Annotated in this window: 15 protein-coding genes; 5 read left to right on the top strand and 10 right to left on the bottom strand. The window is 42.5% G+C overall.

Translation table 11 applies throughout. From position 1 onward, the window contains the following. Window positions 1–21: 21 nt before the first annotated feature. The 5 genes from iolD to KPL72_RS13500 form a co-directional block, all read right to left on the bottom strand. A complete protein-coding gene (iolD, locus tag KPL72_RS13520; protein WP_219703280.1) occupies window positions 22–1,872 on the bottom strand; it encodes a 3D-(3,5/4)-trihydroxycyclohexane-1,2-dione acylhydrolase (decyclizing) in 1,851 nt (616 codons plus the stop codon). 11 nt (window positions 1,873–1,883) lie between these two features. Beyond that, window positions 1,884–3,821, bottom strand: coding sequence for a bifunctional 5-dehydro-2-deoxygluconokinase/5-dehydro-2-deoxyphosphogluconate aldolase (locus KPL72_RS13515; RefSeq protein WP_212916765.1), 1,938 nt, complete (start codon window positions 3,819–3,821; stop codon window positions 1,884–1,886). 441 nt (window positions 3,822–4,262) lie between these two features. Beyond that, entirely contained in the window at window positions 4,263–5,273 is a 1,011-nt protein-coding gene (iolG, locus tag KPL72_RS13510; protein ID WP_219703279.1) for a bifunctional inositol 2-dehydrogenase/D-chiro-inositol 1-dehydrogenase, read from the bottom strand. 52 nt (window positions 5,274–5,325) lie between these two features. Then, window positions 5,326–6,222: a sugar phosphate isomerase/epimerase family protein gene (locus KPL72_RS13505; protein WP_212916763.1), complete on the bottom strand. Its 897-nt coding sequence runs from the start codon at window positions 6,220–6,222 to the stop codon at window positions 5,326–5,328. A gap of 49 nt (window positions 6,223–6,271) precedes the next feature. Beyond that, window positions 6,272–7,078 (bottom strand): TIM barrel protein, encoded by an 807-nt coding sequence (locus KPL72_RS13500; RefSeq protein ID WP_212916762.1) that lies wholly within the window; start codon window positions 7,076–7,078, stop codon window positions 6,272–6,274. 437 nt (window positions 7,079–7,515) lie between these two features. Between KPL72_RS13500 and KPL72_RS13495 the strand changes: the two genes are divergently transcribed. The 3 genes from KPL72_RS13495 to KPL72_RS13485 all read left to right on the top strand — a co-directional run bounded on the left by KPL72_RS13495 (window position 7,516) and on the right by KPL72_RS13485 (window position 11,131). Next, window positions 7,516–8,442 carry a sugar ABC transporter substrate-binding protein gene (locus KPL72_RS13495; protein ID WP_212916761.1) on the top strand — a complete coding sequence of 309 codons (927 nt, stop codon included), beginning with the start codon at window positions 7,516–7,518 and terminating at the stop codon, window positions 8,440–8,442. Between the two features lie 62 nt (window positions 8,443–8,504). After that, complete coding sequence (locus KPL72_RS13490) at window positions 8,505–10,055, top strand: sugar ABC transporter ATP-binding protein (protein ID WP_212916760.1); 1,551 nt, start codon at window positions 8,505–8,507, stop codon at window positions 10,053–10,055. Window positions 10,056–10,087: 32 nt separating this feature from the next. Continuing rightward, window positions 10,088–11,131 (top strand): ABC transporter permease, encoded by a 1,044-nt coding sequence (locus KPL72_RS13485; RefSeq protein ID WP_212916759.1) that lies wholly within the window; start codon window positions 10,088–10,090, stop codon window positions 11,129–11,131. Window positions 11,132–11,356: 225 nt separating this feature from the next. Here the strand turns inward: KPL72_RS13485 and KPL72_RS13480 are convergent, their stop codons facing one another. Then, window positions 11,357–12,391, bottom strand: coding sequence for a LacI family DNA-binding transcriptional regulator (locus KPL72_RS13480; RefSeq protein ID WP_219703278.1), 1,035 nt, complete (start codon window positions 12,389–12,391; stop codon window positions 11,357–11,359). A 71-nt stretch (window positions 12,392–12,462) separates the two neighbouring features. Then, a complete protein-coding gene (locus KPL72_RS13475) occupies window positions 12,463–12,651 on the bottom strand; it encodes a hypothetical protein (protein WP_212916757.1) in 189 nt (62 codons plus the stop codon). Between the two features lie 186 nt (window positions 12,652–12,837). Between KPL72_RS13475 and KPL72_RS13470 the strand changes: the two genes are divergently transcribed. Then, complete coding sequence (locus KPL72_RS13470; RefSeq protein WP_212916756.1) at window positions 12,838–13,683, top strand: MurR/RpiR family transcriptional regulator; 846 nt, start codon at window positions 12,838–12,840, stop codon at window positions 13,681–13,683. An 84-nt stretch (window positions 13,684–13,767) separates the two neighbouring features. On the opposite strand, the gene KPL72_RS13465 is transcribed toward KPL72_RS13470, so the two are convergent. The 3 genes from KPL72_RS13465 to KPL72_RS13455 form a co-directional block, all read right to left on the bottom strand. Beyond that, window positions 13,768–13,950 (bottom strand): hypothetical protein, encoded by a 183-nt coding sequence (locus tag KPL72_RS13465; protein WP_048814147.1) that lies wholly within the window; start codon window positions 13,948–13,950, stop codon window positions 13,768–13,770. A 129-nt stretch (window positions 13,951–14,079) separates the two neighbouring features. After that, window positions 14,080–14,769: a ChrR family anti-sigma-E factor gene (locus tag KPL72_RS13460; protein ID WP_219703277.1), complete on the bottom strand. Its 690-nt coding sequence runs from the start codon at window positions 14,767–14,769 to the stop codon at window positions 14,080–14,082. A gap of 5 nt (window positions 14,770–14,774) precedes the next feature. Continuing rightward, window positions 14,775–15,350, bottom strand: coding sequence for a sigma-70 family RNA polymerase sigma factor (locus KPL72_RS13455; protein WP_219703276.1), 576 nt, complete (start codon window positions 15,348–15,350; stop codon window positions 14,775–14,777). A gap of 266 nt (window positions 15,351–15,616) precedes the next feature. Here KPL72_RS13455 and KPL72_RS13450 point away from each other — a divergent pair, with 266 nt between their 5' ends. After that, window positions 15,617–16,060 (top strand): nuclear transport factor 2 family protein, encoded by a 444-nt coding sequence (locus KPL72_RS13450; protein ID WP_249422250.1) that lies wholly within the window; start codon window positions 15,617–15,619, stop codon window positions 16,058–16,060. The last annotated feature ends 5 nt before the right edge of the window (window positions 16,061–16,065 follow it).

Raw genomic sequence — 16,065 nt, 5'->3', positions numbered from 1 at the left:
CCGACCGGTAAATTGGTTATATTACAAATGTTTAAATTGCTTCGCTTTGCGCTGTTCATATTCTTTACGAGCGTCGTTGACTTGTTTGCGCTCAGACACTTCAGCTAAGGCTACATCCCACCAATGCCCCCCTTCTTCTGTTGTTTTCAGAGGGTCGGTATCTAAGGTAATGACATAACTGATAGATGAATTCTTGGCGCGAACAAGGGCTTGTTCTAATTCTGCAATGTTGGCGACTTTTTCCGAGTTAGCGCCGAGAGCTTTGGCATGAGCTGCAAAATCTGTTTTCGGTGCGCCTTCCGCTACACTGAAGCAGTCTTCTAAAAGGTTGTTAAAGCCTGCGCCACCGCCAGCTTGTTGCAAACGGTTAATACAGCCAAAACCGCGGTTATCCAATACAACGGCGATGATTTTTTTCCCTAACATCACCGAAGTAGCTATTTCGGAGTTCAGCATTAAGTAAGAACCATCGCCTACCATAACGAAAACTTCGGACTCTGGACTCGCCATTTTTGCGCCTAAACCGCCAGCTAATTCATAACCCATGCAGGAATAACCGTATTCCATGTGATAGCCGCGGTTATAACGAGTACGCCACAGTTTTTGTAGTTCACCAGGCAGACCTCCTGCTGCACAAACCACCATGTCTTTTTCGCCAGCGGCACGGTTTACAGCTCCAACAACTTCGGCATCGCTTGGTAAACTCGTTCCTCGATCAGTTGTCACTTTGTCGACAACCTGTTGCCAATTAACGCGTTCTGCTTCGGCTTTTTTGATCCAAGATGGTTCTATTTTCCAACCTTGCAGAGCTTTACTTAATAGAGGAAGCGTTGATTTAGCGTCACCCACTAATGCTTGGCTCTTATGTTTGATCGCATCAAAGGAAGCCACGTTTAGGCTCACTATTTTTGCATTTGGGTTTATAAGAGAACGAGAGCCTGAGGTGAAATCCCCAAGGCGTGTGCCTACCGCAATAATAAGATCTGCATCGGCGCATAGATTATTCGTTGATGCAGCACCAGTTACACCTATGCTGCCCATGTTGTGTTTGTGGTCCCAAGGAAGCGCACCTTTGCCGGCTTGTGTTTCGCCAACTGGTAGTTGGAACTGACTGACAAATGCGTCAAATTCTTTTAATGCACCAGAATAATGAAGACCACCACCAGCAATAACGACTGGTTTTTTAGCTTGTCTAATTAGTTTTAAAGCATCATTTAGCTCATAAAAATCAGGCGTTTGGCGACGTAGACGATGGATTTTTTCATCGAATAAACTCACTGGGTAGTCGAACGCCATGGTTTGAACGTCTTGCGGTAATGCTAACGTTGCAGGGCCACATTCAATTGGGTCGGTCAATACACGCATGGCTTGTGGCAATGCTGTGATTAGCTGTTCTGGACGAGTAATACGATCGAAAAATCGGCTAACTGGGCGGAAACAATCATTCGATGTGATGGTCATATCCTGAAAGCTTTCTACTTGCTGTAATACCGGGTCAGGCATGCGAGTAGCAAAAGTATCGCCAGGAAGAAATAAAACCGGGATACGGTTCACATGGGCAACAGCAGCAGCCGTTACCATGTTTACGGCACCAGGGCCCGCAGATGCAGTGCAGGCCATCATTTGTTGGCGATTTTTCGTTTTTGCATAAGCAATAGCAGCGTGTGCCATGCCTTGTTCATTGTGCGCGCGATAAGTCGGAAGTTTGTCTTTTACTTGATAAAGCGCTTCTCCAAGGCCTGCGACGTTGCCGTGACCAAAAATCCCCCATACACCTGCAAACATAGGCTGGATGCCGTTATCTGTTTCTATTTTTTGCGCCATCATGAATCGGACGACGGCTTGGGCCATGGTAAGTTTTATTGTTGTCATGTGGATTTCCTTTAAGCCTGTTTCTGTTGTGGCTGAGTGTTGTGGCGTTCTTTCCAGTAGGACACTAATTCCAAATAGTTCGATACGATGGCATCGATAAGTTGTTGGTCATCAAAACGATTGCCCAACCACGCACGGCTTGGCTCACTAAAAATAGAGCGACCAACGGCAAAGCCTTTGCAGATATTAAATCCTGCACTGTTAGCAAAACCTTCTTTTAGTTCGTTCATTGGCGCATCCAACCCCAACATCACTACACCACGGCAGTGTTTGTCATGATGATGAATAATGTCTGTAATGGCCTGCCAGTTCGATTTAGACTGAGGTGGTAGTTTCCACCAGTCTGGGCGCACATCTAAGTGATAGAAGCGTTTGATCGAGTCAGTGAATAGACTGTCGTCGAAGTCTTTGTCGCGTGGAGGAATAATTTCCAGTAAGAGTTCGTGGCCAGAAGCACAGCAGGCTTTATACAACTCTACAACTTGACGTTCTTGAGCTGCACGCATTTCTATTTCATCTTGAGAGTGATAGAAAACAAGGCATTTTACGATGTGTTCTTTTGGCCAGCTCTTTAGACGTGAGCCAATACTGCGGCCACCTTCTAATTCGATAGGACGAGAGCTTGGCAACTCGACAGGGCGACCAATCCAAAGGCCACGACCTGTAACGGCATTTAGTGCATCTTGACCATAAGTGTCGTCGATTAATACGCCGTATTGGCTACCGCCTAGCTCGCGAGCGCCAACATCTAATGCATCAACCAATAGACGTTTGAGTCTTTTAATGCGAGAAGGATCTGCACCTTCTTCACGAGCCATATCAAAGAGTTGTTTACGATGATCAAAGGCAAAAATACATAGATCTTGCCAGTCGTAAGGTAATCGTTCTGTGGTGACACGATGTAAATGATTTAGTTCACGATCTAAATCTGGGCGTTTAATTTGTGCTGCACGAGCTATGTAATTATCTAATTCTTCTGCACTTGGAATCGCTGGAGCACAACCATGGCGAGATACAACCAAAGCGCCACATGCATTTGCATAAGTGCAAGATTGCTCTGCTGACTCGCCTCGAATCCAGCCTCGCAAGAAACCACTCATGAAAGCATCGCCAGCACCAAGCACGTTGAGTACATCTACGCGAACGCCAACATGCAGTTCAAATTCATCCATAGAGTCAGGGATTGTACCTTCAAGTACTGTACAGCCTTGAGAACCAAGTTTAAGTACGATAGTGGCACTACTTAGCTCACGGATCTTTTTCAGGGCCGTGATAGTGTCTGTGCTGCCACCTGCAATATGAACTTCTTCTTCTGTCCCAACGATAAGATCAAAATCAGCCAAAATACTTTGTAAGTGAGCAGAGACTTTTTCATTGGAAATAAAACGTGTTTCGCCATCGCCAGGGCTGGTTAATCCCCAAAGAACTGGACGGTAGTCGATGTCCAAAGCGCATTTTGTGCCCGCTTGTTTAGCGTAGGCAATAGCTTGTTTACTGGTTTCGTAAGTGCTTTCTGTAGAGAAGTGAGTGCCAGTAATAACAAGCGCTTTTGCAGAGCCAATAAAATCAGCGTCAAAGTCGTCTTTACTGACGGCCATGTCGGCACAATCATTGCGGTAGAAAATTAATGGAAAAGTGTCTTGGTCTTTAATGCCGAGTACTACCAAGGCCGTTAAGCGCTCTGGATCAGTAATAACGTGGCTGGTATCGACACCGGCGCGGGCTAATTCTTCTTTTACGAAGCGCCCCATGTGCTCATTACCAACGCGCGTTAACATAGCACTTTTTAAGCCAAGACGCGCTGTACCAAATGCCATGTTGCCTGATGAGCCACCAAGGTATTTTGCAAAACTGCTAACGTCTTCTAAACGGCTGCCTATTTGCTCTGAATACATATCGACTGCTGCGCGTCCAAGACAAATAAGATCTAACGTTTTATCTTTGAGCATGGTTCTTCATCTCCCATATCAGCCGAAATGACAACAAGGTGAATTAGTACTTTGTCAAAATGAAGTGGCTGTTTTTTTTATTGTTAAATATATCTGAAATGATATTAGAATATATATTCCATATTTTCAATAGATTAGAATGAAATATTCCATATCGATTTAAAAATATAAAAACTATTTAAAAACAAATACTTGGGTGTTTTATTTGGTGTTTTTCTCGTCTTTTCATGCCAGCGAAATGAAACAAATATTTTAATTTTTTCAAAAAAAAACGTTTTTTATGTTTTAAGCGGCAAATCTATATCTTGTTAGGTGTGTGAACTCTGTTGCTTCCAATAAAATGTATAACGACCAAATGAACGCTACTGGTCATTTATTAATTTGGAAATAATAAAAGAATCCCACCTTAATCTAACTTAAGGCGGGATTTGCGTATCATGTTTAACTGTAAAATACCGGACGATCTGGCAAGTTGATTGGTTCGATTAAGCCACTTTCTTGTGCTTTCACACAGGCATCGCCAGATACCGCAGCCGCTAGGCCATTCCATGAGGATGGACCTGTCAATTTGCCTGCTTGCACGCCATTAATGAAGTCTTGCAGTTCAACATCATAGGATTCTATAAAGCGGTCTTTCCAATCAGTTAGGATGGATTGTCCTAAGTTGGCGTTTTTACGCATGGTAAGAGCTTGAGGTTCAGGCAAATTCGCGACACCTTCTTCACCCACTACTGAACATTGGATGTCGTAGCCGTATTGGCAATTAACGAACACTTCCACGTCTATACGAGTGCCTTTCTTCGTTTCCAGCATGACGATTTGTGGATCGGCAACTTTGCTGTGAGCGTATTTTGATTTACGAGGGAAAACGACTTGTGCAGATACATATTCGTCATCTAGTAACCAGCGGAATACGTCCAATTCGTGGATAAGCGTGTCATGAATAGCCATTGGTGTAATGTACATTTCTGGTACGCTTGGGTTGCGGTGTGCCGCGTGAATCATTAATGGTTCACCAATAGCACCTGAGTCAATGGCTTCTTTTAGCATTTTGTAGCCAGAGTCGTAGGGGCGCATGAAGCCAACTTGTACAAGGCGTTTTCCTGCGGCCATTTCTGCGTCCACTATGTTCTGACAGCCTTGAGCTGTAGTTGCTAGTGGTTTTTCGCAGAATACATATTTACCGGCTTTGATGGCTGCTAGAACATATTCTTCATGAGTGCCGCCCCAAGATGTTATGAGAACAGCATCTACTCCGCTCTTTTCAATCAGCTCATGACCATCCTTATAAATAGTCGCCTTGAGGCCTAATGATTGTTTTACTTTTTCTGCCTGTTCTTGGTTTACATCCGTCAGAGCAATGACTTCTGCACCAGTTAATGTATTTGTGATGCGTCGAGTGTGGTCTGCGCCGATAGCGCCCGTGCCAATTACGCCAATTTTAAGTGTCATGTTGGTTTCCTTTTCATTATTTTTGTTGTTGGTTGTCGTCAATAAATGGTTGTTATTTCCAGTATTTGTCGACATAGCGTTGGATTTCATCACGCATGAAGCGCGATGACTGTTCAGCTCTTTCATCCCATGCAAAGACGCAGCTGGATAGCACGCCATTAAAGCCAATTTCATGCAGGGTTTTAAAGAATATGTCCCAATCTATTTCGCCTTCTCCTATGTCTAAATGCTGGTGGACGCGAGCATTAGAGCCAGGTGGGTTGACGATATAACGTAGCTGTGACGAACCTTTATGGTTGTAGGTGTCTGCTACTCGTGCATGCTGCAAAACACCTTTGGTGGCGCGAATTGTCTCGGCTAAATCATCCCCATAGTAGAAAGAATGGGGCGCGATATAAGAGCACTGAACCGCCGACGAATTAATGGTTTTGATGATATCGATAGCAGGCGCCATCTCTTCCACCCAATCTTCTGGGTGCGGCTCTACACACAAGGTTAAGCCTTCCTTTTCAAGTAACGGAACCAAGACATCCATTGATCGCCAAAAGGCATTTTCGCAGGCTTCTGGTGTATGAATGCCTTGGCGATCAGCATTGGAACGTTCTGGCGAACCGCCTCGACCAAACTCGGAAATAAGCAATGGATTATCCAGCTCGACAGCGATCTCAATCGTTCGCTTCCAGTTGTCCATGGCCATTTTCCATTCGTCTTCGTATGGACTAGACCAACGATACATGGGCTGGATAGTGGACAATGAAACGTCGTGATCTTTCATGGCTTTTTTAAAGCTTTGCAAGCGCTCAGGGTAAACGCGAGGACGAGTCCACCATTGTAAAAAGTCAGCTCGCGGTGACAATTCAATGTGATCGTAGCCCATTTCTTTAGTGGCTCGGCACAGCGCCTCTAAAGAAAGGTGGCGGTGCATGTAGGGATCGAGTGCAATTTTCATAATAATAAAAACCTATTATTTATTTTTATAGAATGAATTCGGTCAGTGATTATTGAGCTAATGATTGGTTCACAAAATCAATGCTGTCTTGAACCGCTTGTTTTGGGTTTGGAAGATCCCACACTTTTTTAGAGAAAGGTTCGAATGACACCGGGCCTGAATAACCTGCTGCCAGTAAAGTACGGAGCTGCTCGACATTATCTAGTCGATCATTTGGGCCAACTAAAACACGGTCGCCATCAAGCATGTCATTAAAGGTGATATTGTCTTCTAAGCCGGAAATGTGAATTAGGCCTGTACGTTCTGGAAAAAACTCATCTTCCCCAGCTCCTTTATGGTGGAATGTGTCGTGAACTAGAGAGAATCTATCTTGCTGGCCAATCGCATCAATGGCTTCTATAGCCACGCGTTTAGAACGAAGTGAAGAAATTGGGAAGCCTAATGGTTCTACGAAACCCTTAAGATCATATTCTTCTAAAATTTTTGCGAGTTCTGAAAGCGCATATTTGAGGTCTTCGAAACTTACCTCATTGCCATCATTTAAAGGGCAAACCACTAATCCTTCTGCCTTGGCAGCTTTTGCAAGTTCCGCCATGTCTCTGGCTTGTTGGGCACGTTCATCATTCCAAACATTAAACGGGTAAAGGGCATTTATCGACAGAACTTTGATATTGAGCTCATCAGCCAACTTTCCAGCCATCTTTGCAGTCGCTAAGTCTGTTAAGCTGTTCTCGCCAACATCGTTCCTAAATTCAACGGTTTTTGCATTAAGTTGAGACGAAAGAGTTAGAAAATCTTTCAAGGAATAGGATGGGCAAACCATATGGTTTAAACCGAATTTCGGTAATGTAGACATGTTTTTATACCTTTAATGTGTACCTTGTATTTCTTCTTAAATTGCAAAGCAAGCAATACAAAAGTGCGGTTTTAGAATTATTTTTGCCTTGGCATAGTACTGCTGGTGAAAAAAAACCGTCAATCAAGAATGTTGTGATTAACTCATAAACTATCAAATCACATCATTTTTGGGGAATTATGAATCTCTATGAAATCGTAATTTTAGGCTTGACAAAATAAGTCTCATCAAGCAAATTGGAATGTATATTCCATATGTGTTTATCCATGGAATATATATATTCGAATTGAACGTGTTACCGATGAGACGTTCAATTCGATTGTTTAGAAGAAAGGGATCTCTATATGTGCTGAGTTGTCCATCTCCTAAACGCGCTTTACCGGAAAAAATAAAAACAATTAGAGCGTATAAACGCTTATTTTCGAGGAAATCGCACAATGAAAAAATTAATTCTTACAGCTATAGCTTCTTCAGTTATCGCAACTTCTGTTTCGGCAGCCGATCTAAAGATAGGCGTATCTATGGCTCTTTTTGATGACAATTTCTTAACGAGTCTGCGAAATGGTATTCAAGCCGGCGCAAAAGAGAACGGAGTAGATGTTCAGATTGAGGATGCTAAGAATGGCGTTGGCAATCAGTTAAACCAAATTCAGAACTTTATTGCATCAGGTGTAGACGCGATTATCGTTAACCCTGTTGATACTGATGCTACGACGTCTATTTCCGATGACGCGCAAGCTGCTGGTATTCCCCTTATTTATGTGAATCGTCAACCGATAAATGTCGATTTACTACCAGACAATCAGGCTTTTGTTGCTTCTGATGAGAGAGTGTCAGGGACGCTACAAACACAAGAGGTGTGCCGCCTACTCGGAGGCAAAGGTAACGTTGTGGTTATGATGGGAGAGTTAACAAACCAAGCAGCGTTACAACGAACACAAGATATTCATGATGTTTTAGAAACCAAAGAGTGTTCAGGCATTAAAGTAGTTGAGCAGCAAACAGCTGAGTGGTCTCGTACTGAAGGCAATGATTTGATGACCAACTGGATCGCAGCAGGTATTCAGTTTGACGCCGTTATTGCTAACAATGATGAAATGGCTATTGGTGCTATTCAAGCTTTAAAAGCATCTGGTCGGTCAATGGATGATGTTGTCATTGCAGGTATTGATGCAACGACAGATGCATTGGCAGCGATGAAAGCTGGGGAACTTGATGTAACGGTTTTCCAGAGTGCGGAAGGTCAAGGTCGAGGCTCTGTTGATGCCGCGATGAAATTGGCAAAAGGTCAAAGTGTTGACCAAAAAGTTTGGGTTCCATTTGAATTGGTAACACCAGAAAACCTTCATAACTATTTGAAATAATAGTTAAAGGTTAAAAAACTAGAAATCCATTAAATTAAAATAAAAATTGGAGGGATTGCGTTATGAATAGCGCAGCAGTTGAGGAAGCAGTGCCTGTTAATGGCGCAATTCCCCGAGAACAATCGTTCGAATATGTTTTAGAAGTTGACCATGTACGCAAGGAATTTCCTGGTGTGCTGGCATTAGATGATGTGATGTTAAAAGTTCGCCCAGGGAGTGTACATGCACTTATGGGAGAAAACGGAGCTGGCAAATCAACACTAATGAAAGTTATTGCTGGTATTTATCAGCCTGATAGCGGTGAAATTAGATTGAGAGGCGAGACTATTACTTTAGAGACGCCACTAAAAGCTCAGGAATCTGGTATCGCCATGATTCATCAAGAGCTACTGCTGATGAACCAGATGACTGTCGCTGAAAATATTTGGATACGACGCGAGCCAACCAATTCTTTTGGTTTCATCGACCATTCTGAAATGCACAGAATGACAGAGGAGCTATTTGAGCGTCTAAACATTCAACTTGATCCTGAAGCTGAAATCAGCACGCTATCGGTAGCTAACCGTCAAATGGTCGAAATAGCCAAAGCCGTGTCTTTTAACTCAGATGTTTTGATTATGGATGAACCAACTTCGGCGATTACCGAAACGGAAGTGGCTCACCTTTTTGATATTATTCGCAGTCTGCGTAAACAGGGCATTGGTATTGTTTATATTACTCATAAAATGAACGAGCTGTTTGAAATTGCAGACGAGTTTTCGGTTTTCCGTGATGGAAAATACATTGGAACACATGCATCTAGTGATGTGACGCGTGATGACATCATTCAAATGATGGTTGGTCGTAGTGTTGATCAGATGTTTCCAAAAGAAGAAGTTGAGTTGGGCGATGTCTTGTTATCTGTAAAAAACCTAACATTAGAAGGTGTTTTTCACGATGTTTCGTTTGACGTTAGAGCGGGTGAGATTTTGGGGTTTGCAGGTCTTGTTGGTTCTGGACGCTCAAACGTCGCGGAAGCTATTTTCGGCGTGACACCAGCAGATTCAGGTACGGTTTGGATTAATGGCGAAGAAGTTCATATCAAAAATCCAAACGATGCCATTATGCAAGGTATGGCTTTTTTAACCGAAGATCGTAAAGAAACCGGTTGTTTTCTTTCCTTAGATATCCAAGAGAATATTCAATCTGCCGTTTTGCATGAAAATTTTGTTAATAGCGGTGGCTTTGTCGATCAAGCTAAATTGAATGAAGAATCCGAAGAGTTATGCCGAAAATTACGAGTTAAAACTCCAAATATGGAAGAGTCCATTGAGAACCTTTCAGGTGGTAACCAACAAAAAGTATTAATAGGTCGTTGGTTGCTTACCCATCCGCGCATTTTGATTTTGGATGAGCCGACACGAGGTATTGATGTTGGAGCTAAGTCCGAAATTCACACATTAGTTACACAGCTCGCTCATAAAGGCGTTGCCGTTATTATGATTTCTTCCGAGTTACCTGAAGTGCTCGGCATGAGCGATAGAGTACTTGTTATGCACGAAGGGCATGTTACTGGAATCTTGGACCGTTCTGAAGCAGACCAAGTATCTGTAATGAATTTGGCCGCACAATAGTATAAAAAATTAGAAAAATAAGAGGTTTTTTTATGACTACGTTAAATGACACCATTAAAACGGCTAAAGATAGTCAGGGAGCCAAGAAAACAAAAAGAATTCCTCCTGAGGTGAGTATTCTTCTTGTTTTAGTAGGTATTTCTATTATGTTTGAAATACTTGGCTGGATGTTTATTGGTCAAAGCTTTTTGATGAACATGAGTCGTCTACAGATTATTGTTTTGCAAGTGTCCGTGATTGGGATTATCGCCATTGGGGTGACCATGGTTATCATAACCGGAGGGATAGATTTATCCTCTGGGTCTGTTGTGGCGATGTCCGCAATGATTGCGGCAACCTTTGCTCAGTCAAGTAATTGGCCTAAAGTACTGTCTCCTGCTTTGACCGATTTACCATTTTTTGTCCCCATTCTTGTTGGTCTTGCTGTCGGTGCTATGGCTGGTTTTGTGAATGGTTGGTTAATTACGAAGACGAAAATACCACCATTTATTGCAACGTTAGGGATGATGGTTTCGGCGCGTGGTGTGGCTCGTTGGTACACTGATGGTAGTCCTGTATCAGGTTTCACAAAAGAATTTGCTATGCTGGGTAATGCCTTAGATCGTTGGATGCCAGTTGTTATCTTCATCGTTGTCGCGATTATCTTTCACATCGTTATGCGCTACACACGATTCGGTAAGTTCACCTATGCAATTGGTGCAAACCCTCAGGCTGCACGTGTCTCTGGTATCAATATTGATCGTCATTTAATCAAGGTATATACCATCGCTGGGTTGCTTGTTGGTTTAGCTGCAATGGTTGCAATTGCACGTATTAAAACAGCTCAAGCTGGTATGGGCTTGATGTATGAGTTAGATGCGATTGCCGCTGCTGTTATCGGTGGTGTTTCTCTCTCTGGTGGTCGAGGCCGTATTGCAGGAACGGTAATTGGTGCCCTGATTCTGGGTGTGATGTTGTCTGGTTTTACTTTCCTACGAATCGATGCTTATTACCAAGACATTATCAAAGGCGCGATTATCGTTGTAGCGGTTGTTATTGACCAACAACGTCAGAACAAGCGTAAGAAGACTACATAGCGTTACCTACTGTCTCTGTCGGGGATCTAAACTCCCTATTGCAGCTCTTTGTTATACATCGAGCTGCTTTTTTATGCGTGGATTTTAAGTTGCTGGGACTGTTTAGGTAAGGTTAGGCTGTTGTTTTGATAAGATCTGGATGTGGAAATGATTTCAAGTCCACATTCAAGCTGAGAGGGGATGAACAGAGAGGATTAAGAGAAGGGCTGTAAGCGATAAATCTCTTTATAAGTTTTCCGCTACATGCAGCTCGACCGAAAGTTGGACTGGTGCAAGAGGTCGGTATTTTTTGCTGCTAAAAGATTCAGCAAACAAGTCTGACAGTCTATGTGCTAGTTTTTGAACTGGCGTAGCAATAATCATATCTATGGTGCCATCGCTTAACGCTAGGCGTGTATAAGACGTTAATTCATTGCAGATAAGTGTGATTTGCTGACTTTTCCCCGCTTCTTTTAAGGCTTTAATAATGCCTTTTACGCCACCTCCGGCACTGTAAATAGCCGTTAAATCGTTCGGATAATCGGTCAGCAGTGTTTTGGTGGCTTGATATGCGAGTGTTTCATCATCTAGGTTGGTGAGCGGGGAAAGCAAATCGAAGTTATGCTTAATTTCTCTAAAGTAGGAAATGAAACTGATCTCGGCAATATCTTGGTTCAAATAGCGGTGACTACCAAGCAATATGCCAACTTTACCAGCGGTTTTAGCCAATCTAGAAATGGCCCAAGCGGCAGTGCGTCCGGCCTTTCTATTGTCTACACCAATATGTCCAGTGCAGGTATTAGTAGATAGAGGCGATAAAATAGTAAAAACGGGTGTGTTTTCTTCAACCAGTTGTTCGATATGACGATTAAGAATGTGATCATCTAGAGCGACTAGCGCAATACCGTCAGCATGCTTACTTTCTTTGATTATTTGCTCGGTGATGTATTCAGGAGTGACTTCATCCATAAAGATCACTTTTGTTTCAAATTGGAATTGTGTTTCCTGGGCGCAAGCTTGGCGAATCGCTGCTCCTAAACCTTCATAGAACTCATCATTACTGCGTTGCAGCAAAATGGATAAATGCTTAAATGGTTTGGATTCTCGTACGCGTCTTTTGAGCAAACCAGACGCGTGGTAGCCAATATCTTCAGCAGCAATAAGAACGCGCTGAGAGGTCGATTCTCGCACTTTGGAACGCTTATTCAATACTCTATCAACAGTGGCAATGCTAACACCTGCCGCATCCGCTAAATCGTGAATAGTCGGTCTTTTAGACATAGAAGATAACCTGATATTATGCAGTACGTAGTTGTTATTAGGGCTGATATCTTAGCGTGGAATTTAATGTCTTATGCGTCTTGGTTTTCATCGAATTTATAAAAAAAGTGCCATAAACAATAAAAAGTAATACCTGCAGCAATGATCCCCCAGAATGGTTCTCCTGATAGCCACTCGACTAATGTCCAGCCAAAACAAAATACGGTAGCTGCAACACGACGCCATTTAGGGCGGAAGAATTTACGATCTGCTTCGTTCAATTTAAATATCCTATTTTATTAAATAAGTATCTTTGTCTAGGCGTTTTGATACTAGACATGTTAGTAATTACTAAGTTAGAATTTTTATTCTAAAATTGCAATAATTACTTCTCTCTATAGGCTCACTATTTCTCTATGTGACTATGCTTGGTTTTTTGGGAGAACTTTGAGTACAGAGAGTATTTCATGTCAGACGTCCTAGCTCCAGAATCGCTAACAGATTTGAAAGAGATCATTAAACAGCATTATTCAAAATTAAGTAAACGACTACGCCAGGTGGCTGAGTTTGTATTAGATGCGCCAAGCGAAGTTGCCTTTGGCACCGTTGCTACCTTGTCTAAAGATGCTGGAGTGCATCCTTCTACATGGGTTCGATTTGCGAATGCTTTTGGTTTTAGCGGTTTTAGCGAAATGCAGAAGTTATTCCAACAGAACTTGATGGAGGAAGCGCCTAGCTATCAAGATCGAATTCGTTTAGCTAGAGAAGCGTTTGGGGAAGAAAGTAATCAGCAGTCTCCGTCTCAATTATTAACTCGTTTTTCACACGCTAATGCAATCGCCCTTGGGCATTTGGGTGAAACGACAGCTGCAGAGGATTTGGATAAGGCGATACAAATATTGTCTCAAGCTCATGCGGCGCATATTGTCGGAGTAAGACGGGCGTTTGTTGTCGCCAGCTATTTTGCTTATGCCTTGCGTCATATTGATCAAAAAGCGTATTTGGTCGATGGCGTGGGTGGGATGTACAAGGAACAGGCTAGCGCTTTAGACAAGAATGATGTGCTTATTGCGGTGAGCTTTCACCCTTATGCTGAGGAAACGCAAAGTGTTGCGAAAGCGGCGGCAGAGAAAAATGTGCCTCTTATCGTGATTACGGATAATCAAATTAGTCCGTTGGCTTCTATTGCATCGGTATGTTTTGTTGTCAAAGAAGCTGAGATAGACTCTTTTCGTTCTTTGTCTTCCTCGCTTTGCTTAGCGCAGGCATTATCGATTGGATTAGCTTATGAGCTAGAGAGAAAGAACGCTTAGACTGGCTTCAGGCTCGATAAAGGAAGCCAAGTCTGCGTTATTCTTTCACTAATGAGCTTAGTCTTAGCTGAATAAAACGAAGGCTTATTGTGCTTTCGTTTTGCTATTTCCTAGGGAAATGTGACGTGATCCTGTTAGTTGAGATTGTCCACTAACTCCTGAATCGATTTTATCTATGTGTCCACCGCGAGCTAGAAACTCTTGCATTTGCTTTTCAATGGATTCAGACGTCTCCGAAGCTGCTGGCTGTTTCTTCTTAGTTGCCATGATAAATAGTCCTTGTTTTTAGTTTGAACAAGGACTATACCAGATTTTCACAAAATTTGCTTGTTATTGGCTAACGTCTGCTATCGTGTGCCTATCGTTGGCTCTGCTGATAGGCACAGTCTGCTTTTATTAACTCGAATGTGGATGGTATCGACGAATAATTGGATTCAATAATCGTGTTAACCAACCAGTAAATTCAATTGGTGCGTCTAATACGGTTAAACAGATGCATTCCGCGTCTTTGGTGACGATTGGCTTGTGTTTATGGCTGGCGTCACGATTAATAAAATCGCCTTGGCGATAGACGCCGCTCTCATCAGAAAATGCGCCTTCCAATACCAAAGTTATTTCGTCACCAGTATGCGTGTGAGTTGGCATGTGAGCGCCCGCTTTTACTCTGGTGAGCGCAATCTGAGCACCGCCTTCTTCGTTGTAAAGGGTGGCAATCTTAAACGACGGTGATAAGCGCATCCAATTTAAGTCATCGTAATTTTTCTTAATAAATTGACGCAGGCTCTTAGGAATCGCGTAGTTATCCCAATCAATCGCTGTTGGCTCTTCTTCTACCTTCAGACTGTTGTTTTGCTCGGCTTGTGCGTTTAGCTTTTCGAAAAAGCTGTCTTTTAAATTACTAAGCTGACGACTGTCGGTCTTAGTCTGATCAAAAAGATGTGAGCCGAGCATTTCCAACTTGCGGATTTGCTGTTGGCACTCATGGCAACGTTCTAGATGTGTAGATACGCATAAAGAATGTGCTAATGGTAATGAGCCGGCAGCGTAGTCGGTCAGTATTTCAATCGATGGATGGTAGTGAATCATCGATACTACCTCTTAACGTAAATAGTGAGTTTGTGCAAAGCTAGGCGAACTCGAGACTTAATCGTCCCAAGTGGAAGAGATAACTCTTCTGCCGCTTCTTTATGAGTTTTGCCTTCCAAATAGACTTTGGCCAAAACCTGTTTTTGATCCGCAGGCAATTTGTCTAAGCCTTGTTGAATCCGTTCCTGATCTCTTTTTTGTTGCGCATCTTTGAATGGGTCCGCATTTTCATCGACCACATTTTGCCAAAGATACTCAGGGTCAATATCTGACTGATGGCGACTGTTTTTACGCAAATAATCAATACGTGCGTTTCTAGCTAGAGTAAAAACCCAAGTGTTAAGAGACGCGGATTCAGGCTTGTAAGTGTGAGCCTTGTTCCATATGCGAATCATCACTTCTTGAGCAATATCATCGGCCATTAAATTGGCACCAGGCTGTGCTGCTAGGCAAAAAGCTCTTACTTTCGGAACATAGTGATCAAACAGACGAACGAGTGCCGCTTGATCTCTGTGCTCCGCAATAGCAAGCATATCTGCTACGCGTTGTTCATCTGGTTCTATTTGTATTGCGCGTTCCATTTATCGCTCCAAAAGGAAGGCTGACATGTCGTTTCTCAAATATACGTGCTAATTAGAAGGATGGATCACATTCGTCTTTTTTAATAGTAAAAACATTTGTACTTTTAAATAGGTAAAAATAAGGGTGTGAAAAATCTTACTTTTCAGACCCTCTATTTAAAAAAAGAGTGATCCAGAATTTGCTTGAACACGTTTAAGGAAAATAAATGAAACGAATTGATTTTGATCAATTCTCCAGATCAAGATGGCTAAGGTAAGTGATGGGCATGACGGACTCTAAAATGGATCCCAATTCTTTGTTAATAGAGCGTTTTAAAGCGTTTTATCTTGATGTAAAGCATCCAAAGCTAGACAAAATAGATGACGTATATACAGAAGATGTATTGTTTAAAGATCCTGTCCATGAGCTACGTGGTGCAGAAAACTTGCATGCTTATTTGTCAGAGATGTGTGTCAACGTTCACAGTGGCCGTTTCGAATATTTAGATCAAATTGTGTCCGATAATACGGCCTACATAAAATGGAATATGCATTTCAAACATCCAAAACTAGGCAATAAAACCATTACTGTTCGCGGCATTAGCCAGGTGCAATTTAACGAGCGTATCTATTTTCATGAAGATGTTTATGACCTTGGTCAGTTGATTTATGAGCACGTGCCTTTGTTGGGTGCTGTGGTAAAAGGCTTAAAAAAGCGCCTAGCGAACTAAGGAGA

The sequence above is a fragment of the Marinomonas lutimaris genome (genome assembly GCF_019426345.1).
Taxonomy (GTDB): domain Bacteria; phylum Pseudomonadota; class Gammaproteobacteria; order Pseudomonadales; family Marinomonadaceae; genus Marinomonas; species Marinomonas lutimaris.
Note: the sequence above shows the minus strand (reverse complement) of the source record. Positions and strands in the feature narration are given on the sequence as shown.

Bases quoted from the DNA above. Each gene is read 5' to 3' on its own strand.
- KPL72_RS13455 (WP_219703276.1), bottom strand. From the start codon at position 15,350: ATGGAACGCGCAATACAAATAGAACCAGATGAACAACGCGTAGCAGAT.
- iolG (WP_219703279.1), bottom strand. From the start codon at position 5,273: ATGACACTTAAAATTGGCGTAATTGGCACGGGCGCTATCGGCGCAGAC.
- KPL72_RS13460 (WP_219703277.1), bottom strand. From the start codon at position 14,769: ATGATTCACTACCATCCATCGATTGAAATACTGACCGACTACGCTGCC.
- iolD (WP_219703280.1), bottom strand. From the start codon at position 1,872: ATGACAACAATAAAACTTACCATGGCCCAAGCCGTCGTCCGATTCATG.
- KPL72_RS13480 (WP_219703278.1), bottom strand. From the start codon at position 12,391: ATGTCTAAAAGACCGACTATTCACGATTTAGCGGATGCGGCAGGTGTT.
- KPL72_RS13485 (WP_212916759.1), top strand. From the start codon at position 10,088: ATGACTACGTTAAATGACACCATTAAAACGGCTAAAGATAGTCAGGGA.
- KPL72_RS13465 (WP_048814147.1), bottom strand. From the start codon at position 13,950: ATGGCAACTAAGAAGAAACAGCCAGCAGCTTCGGAGACGTCTGAATCC.
- KPL72_RS13515 (WP_212916765.1), bottom strand. From the start codon at position 3,821: ATGCTCAAAGATAAAACGTTAGATCTTATTTGTCTTGGACGCGCAGCA.
- KPL72_RS13470 (WP_212916756.1), top strand. From the start codon at position 12,838: ATGTCAGACGTCCTAGCTCCAGAATCGCTAACAGATTTGAAAGAGATC.
- KPL72_RS13500 (WP_212916762.1), bottom strand. From the start codon at position 7,078: ATGTCTACATTACCGAAATTCGGTTTAAACCATATGGTTTGCCCATCC.
- KPL72_RS13505 (WP_212916763.1), bottom strand. From the start codon at position 6,222: ATGAAAATTGCACTCGATCCCTACATGCACCGCCACCTTTCTTTAGAG.
- KPL72_RS13495 (WP_212916761.1), top strand. From the start codon at position 7,516: ATGAAAAAATTAATTCTTACAGCTATAGCTTCTTCAGTTATCGCAACT.
- KPL72_RS13490 (WP_212916760.1), top strand. From the start codon at position 8,505: ATGAATAGCGCAGCAGTTGAGGAAGCAGTGCCTGTTAATGGCGCAATT.
- KPL72_RS13450 (WP_249422250.1), top strand. From the start codon at position 15,617: ATGACGGACTCTAAAATGGATCCCAATTCTTTGTTAATAGAGCGTTTT.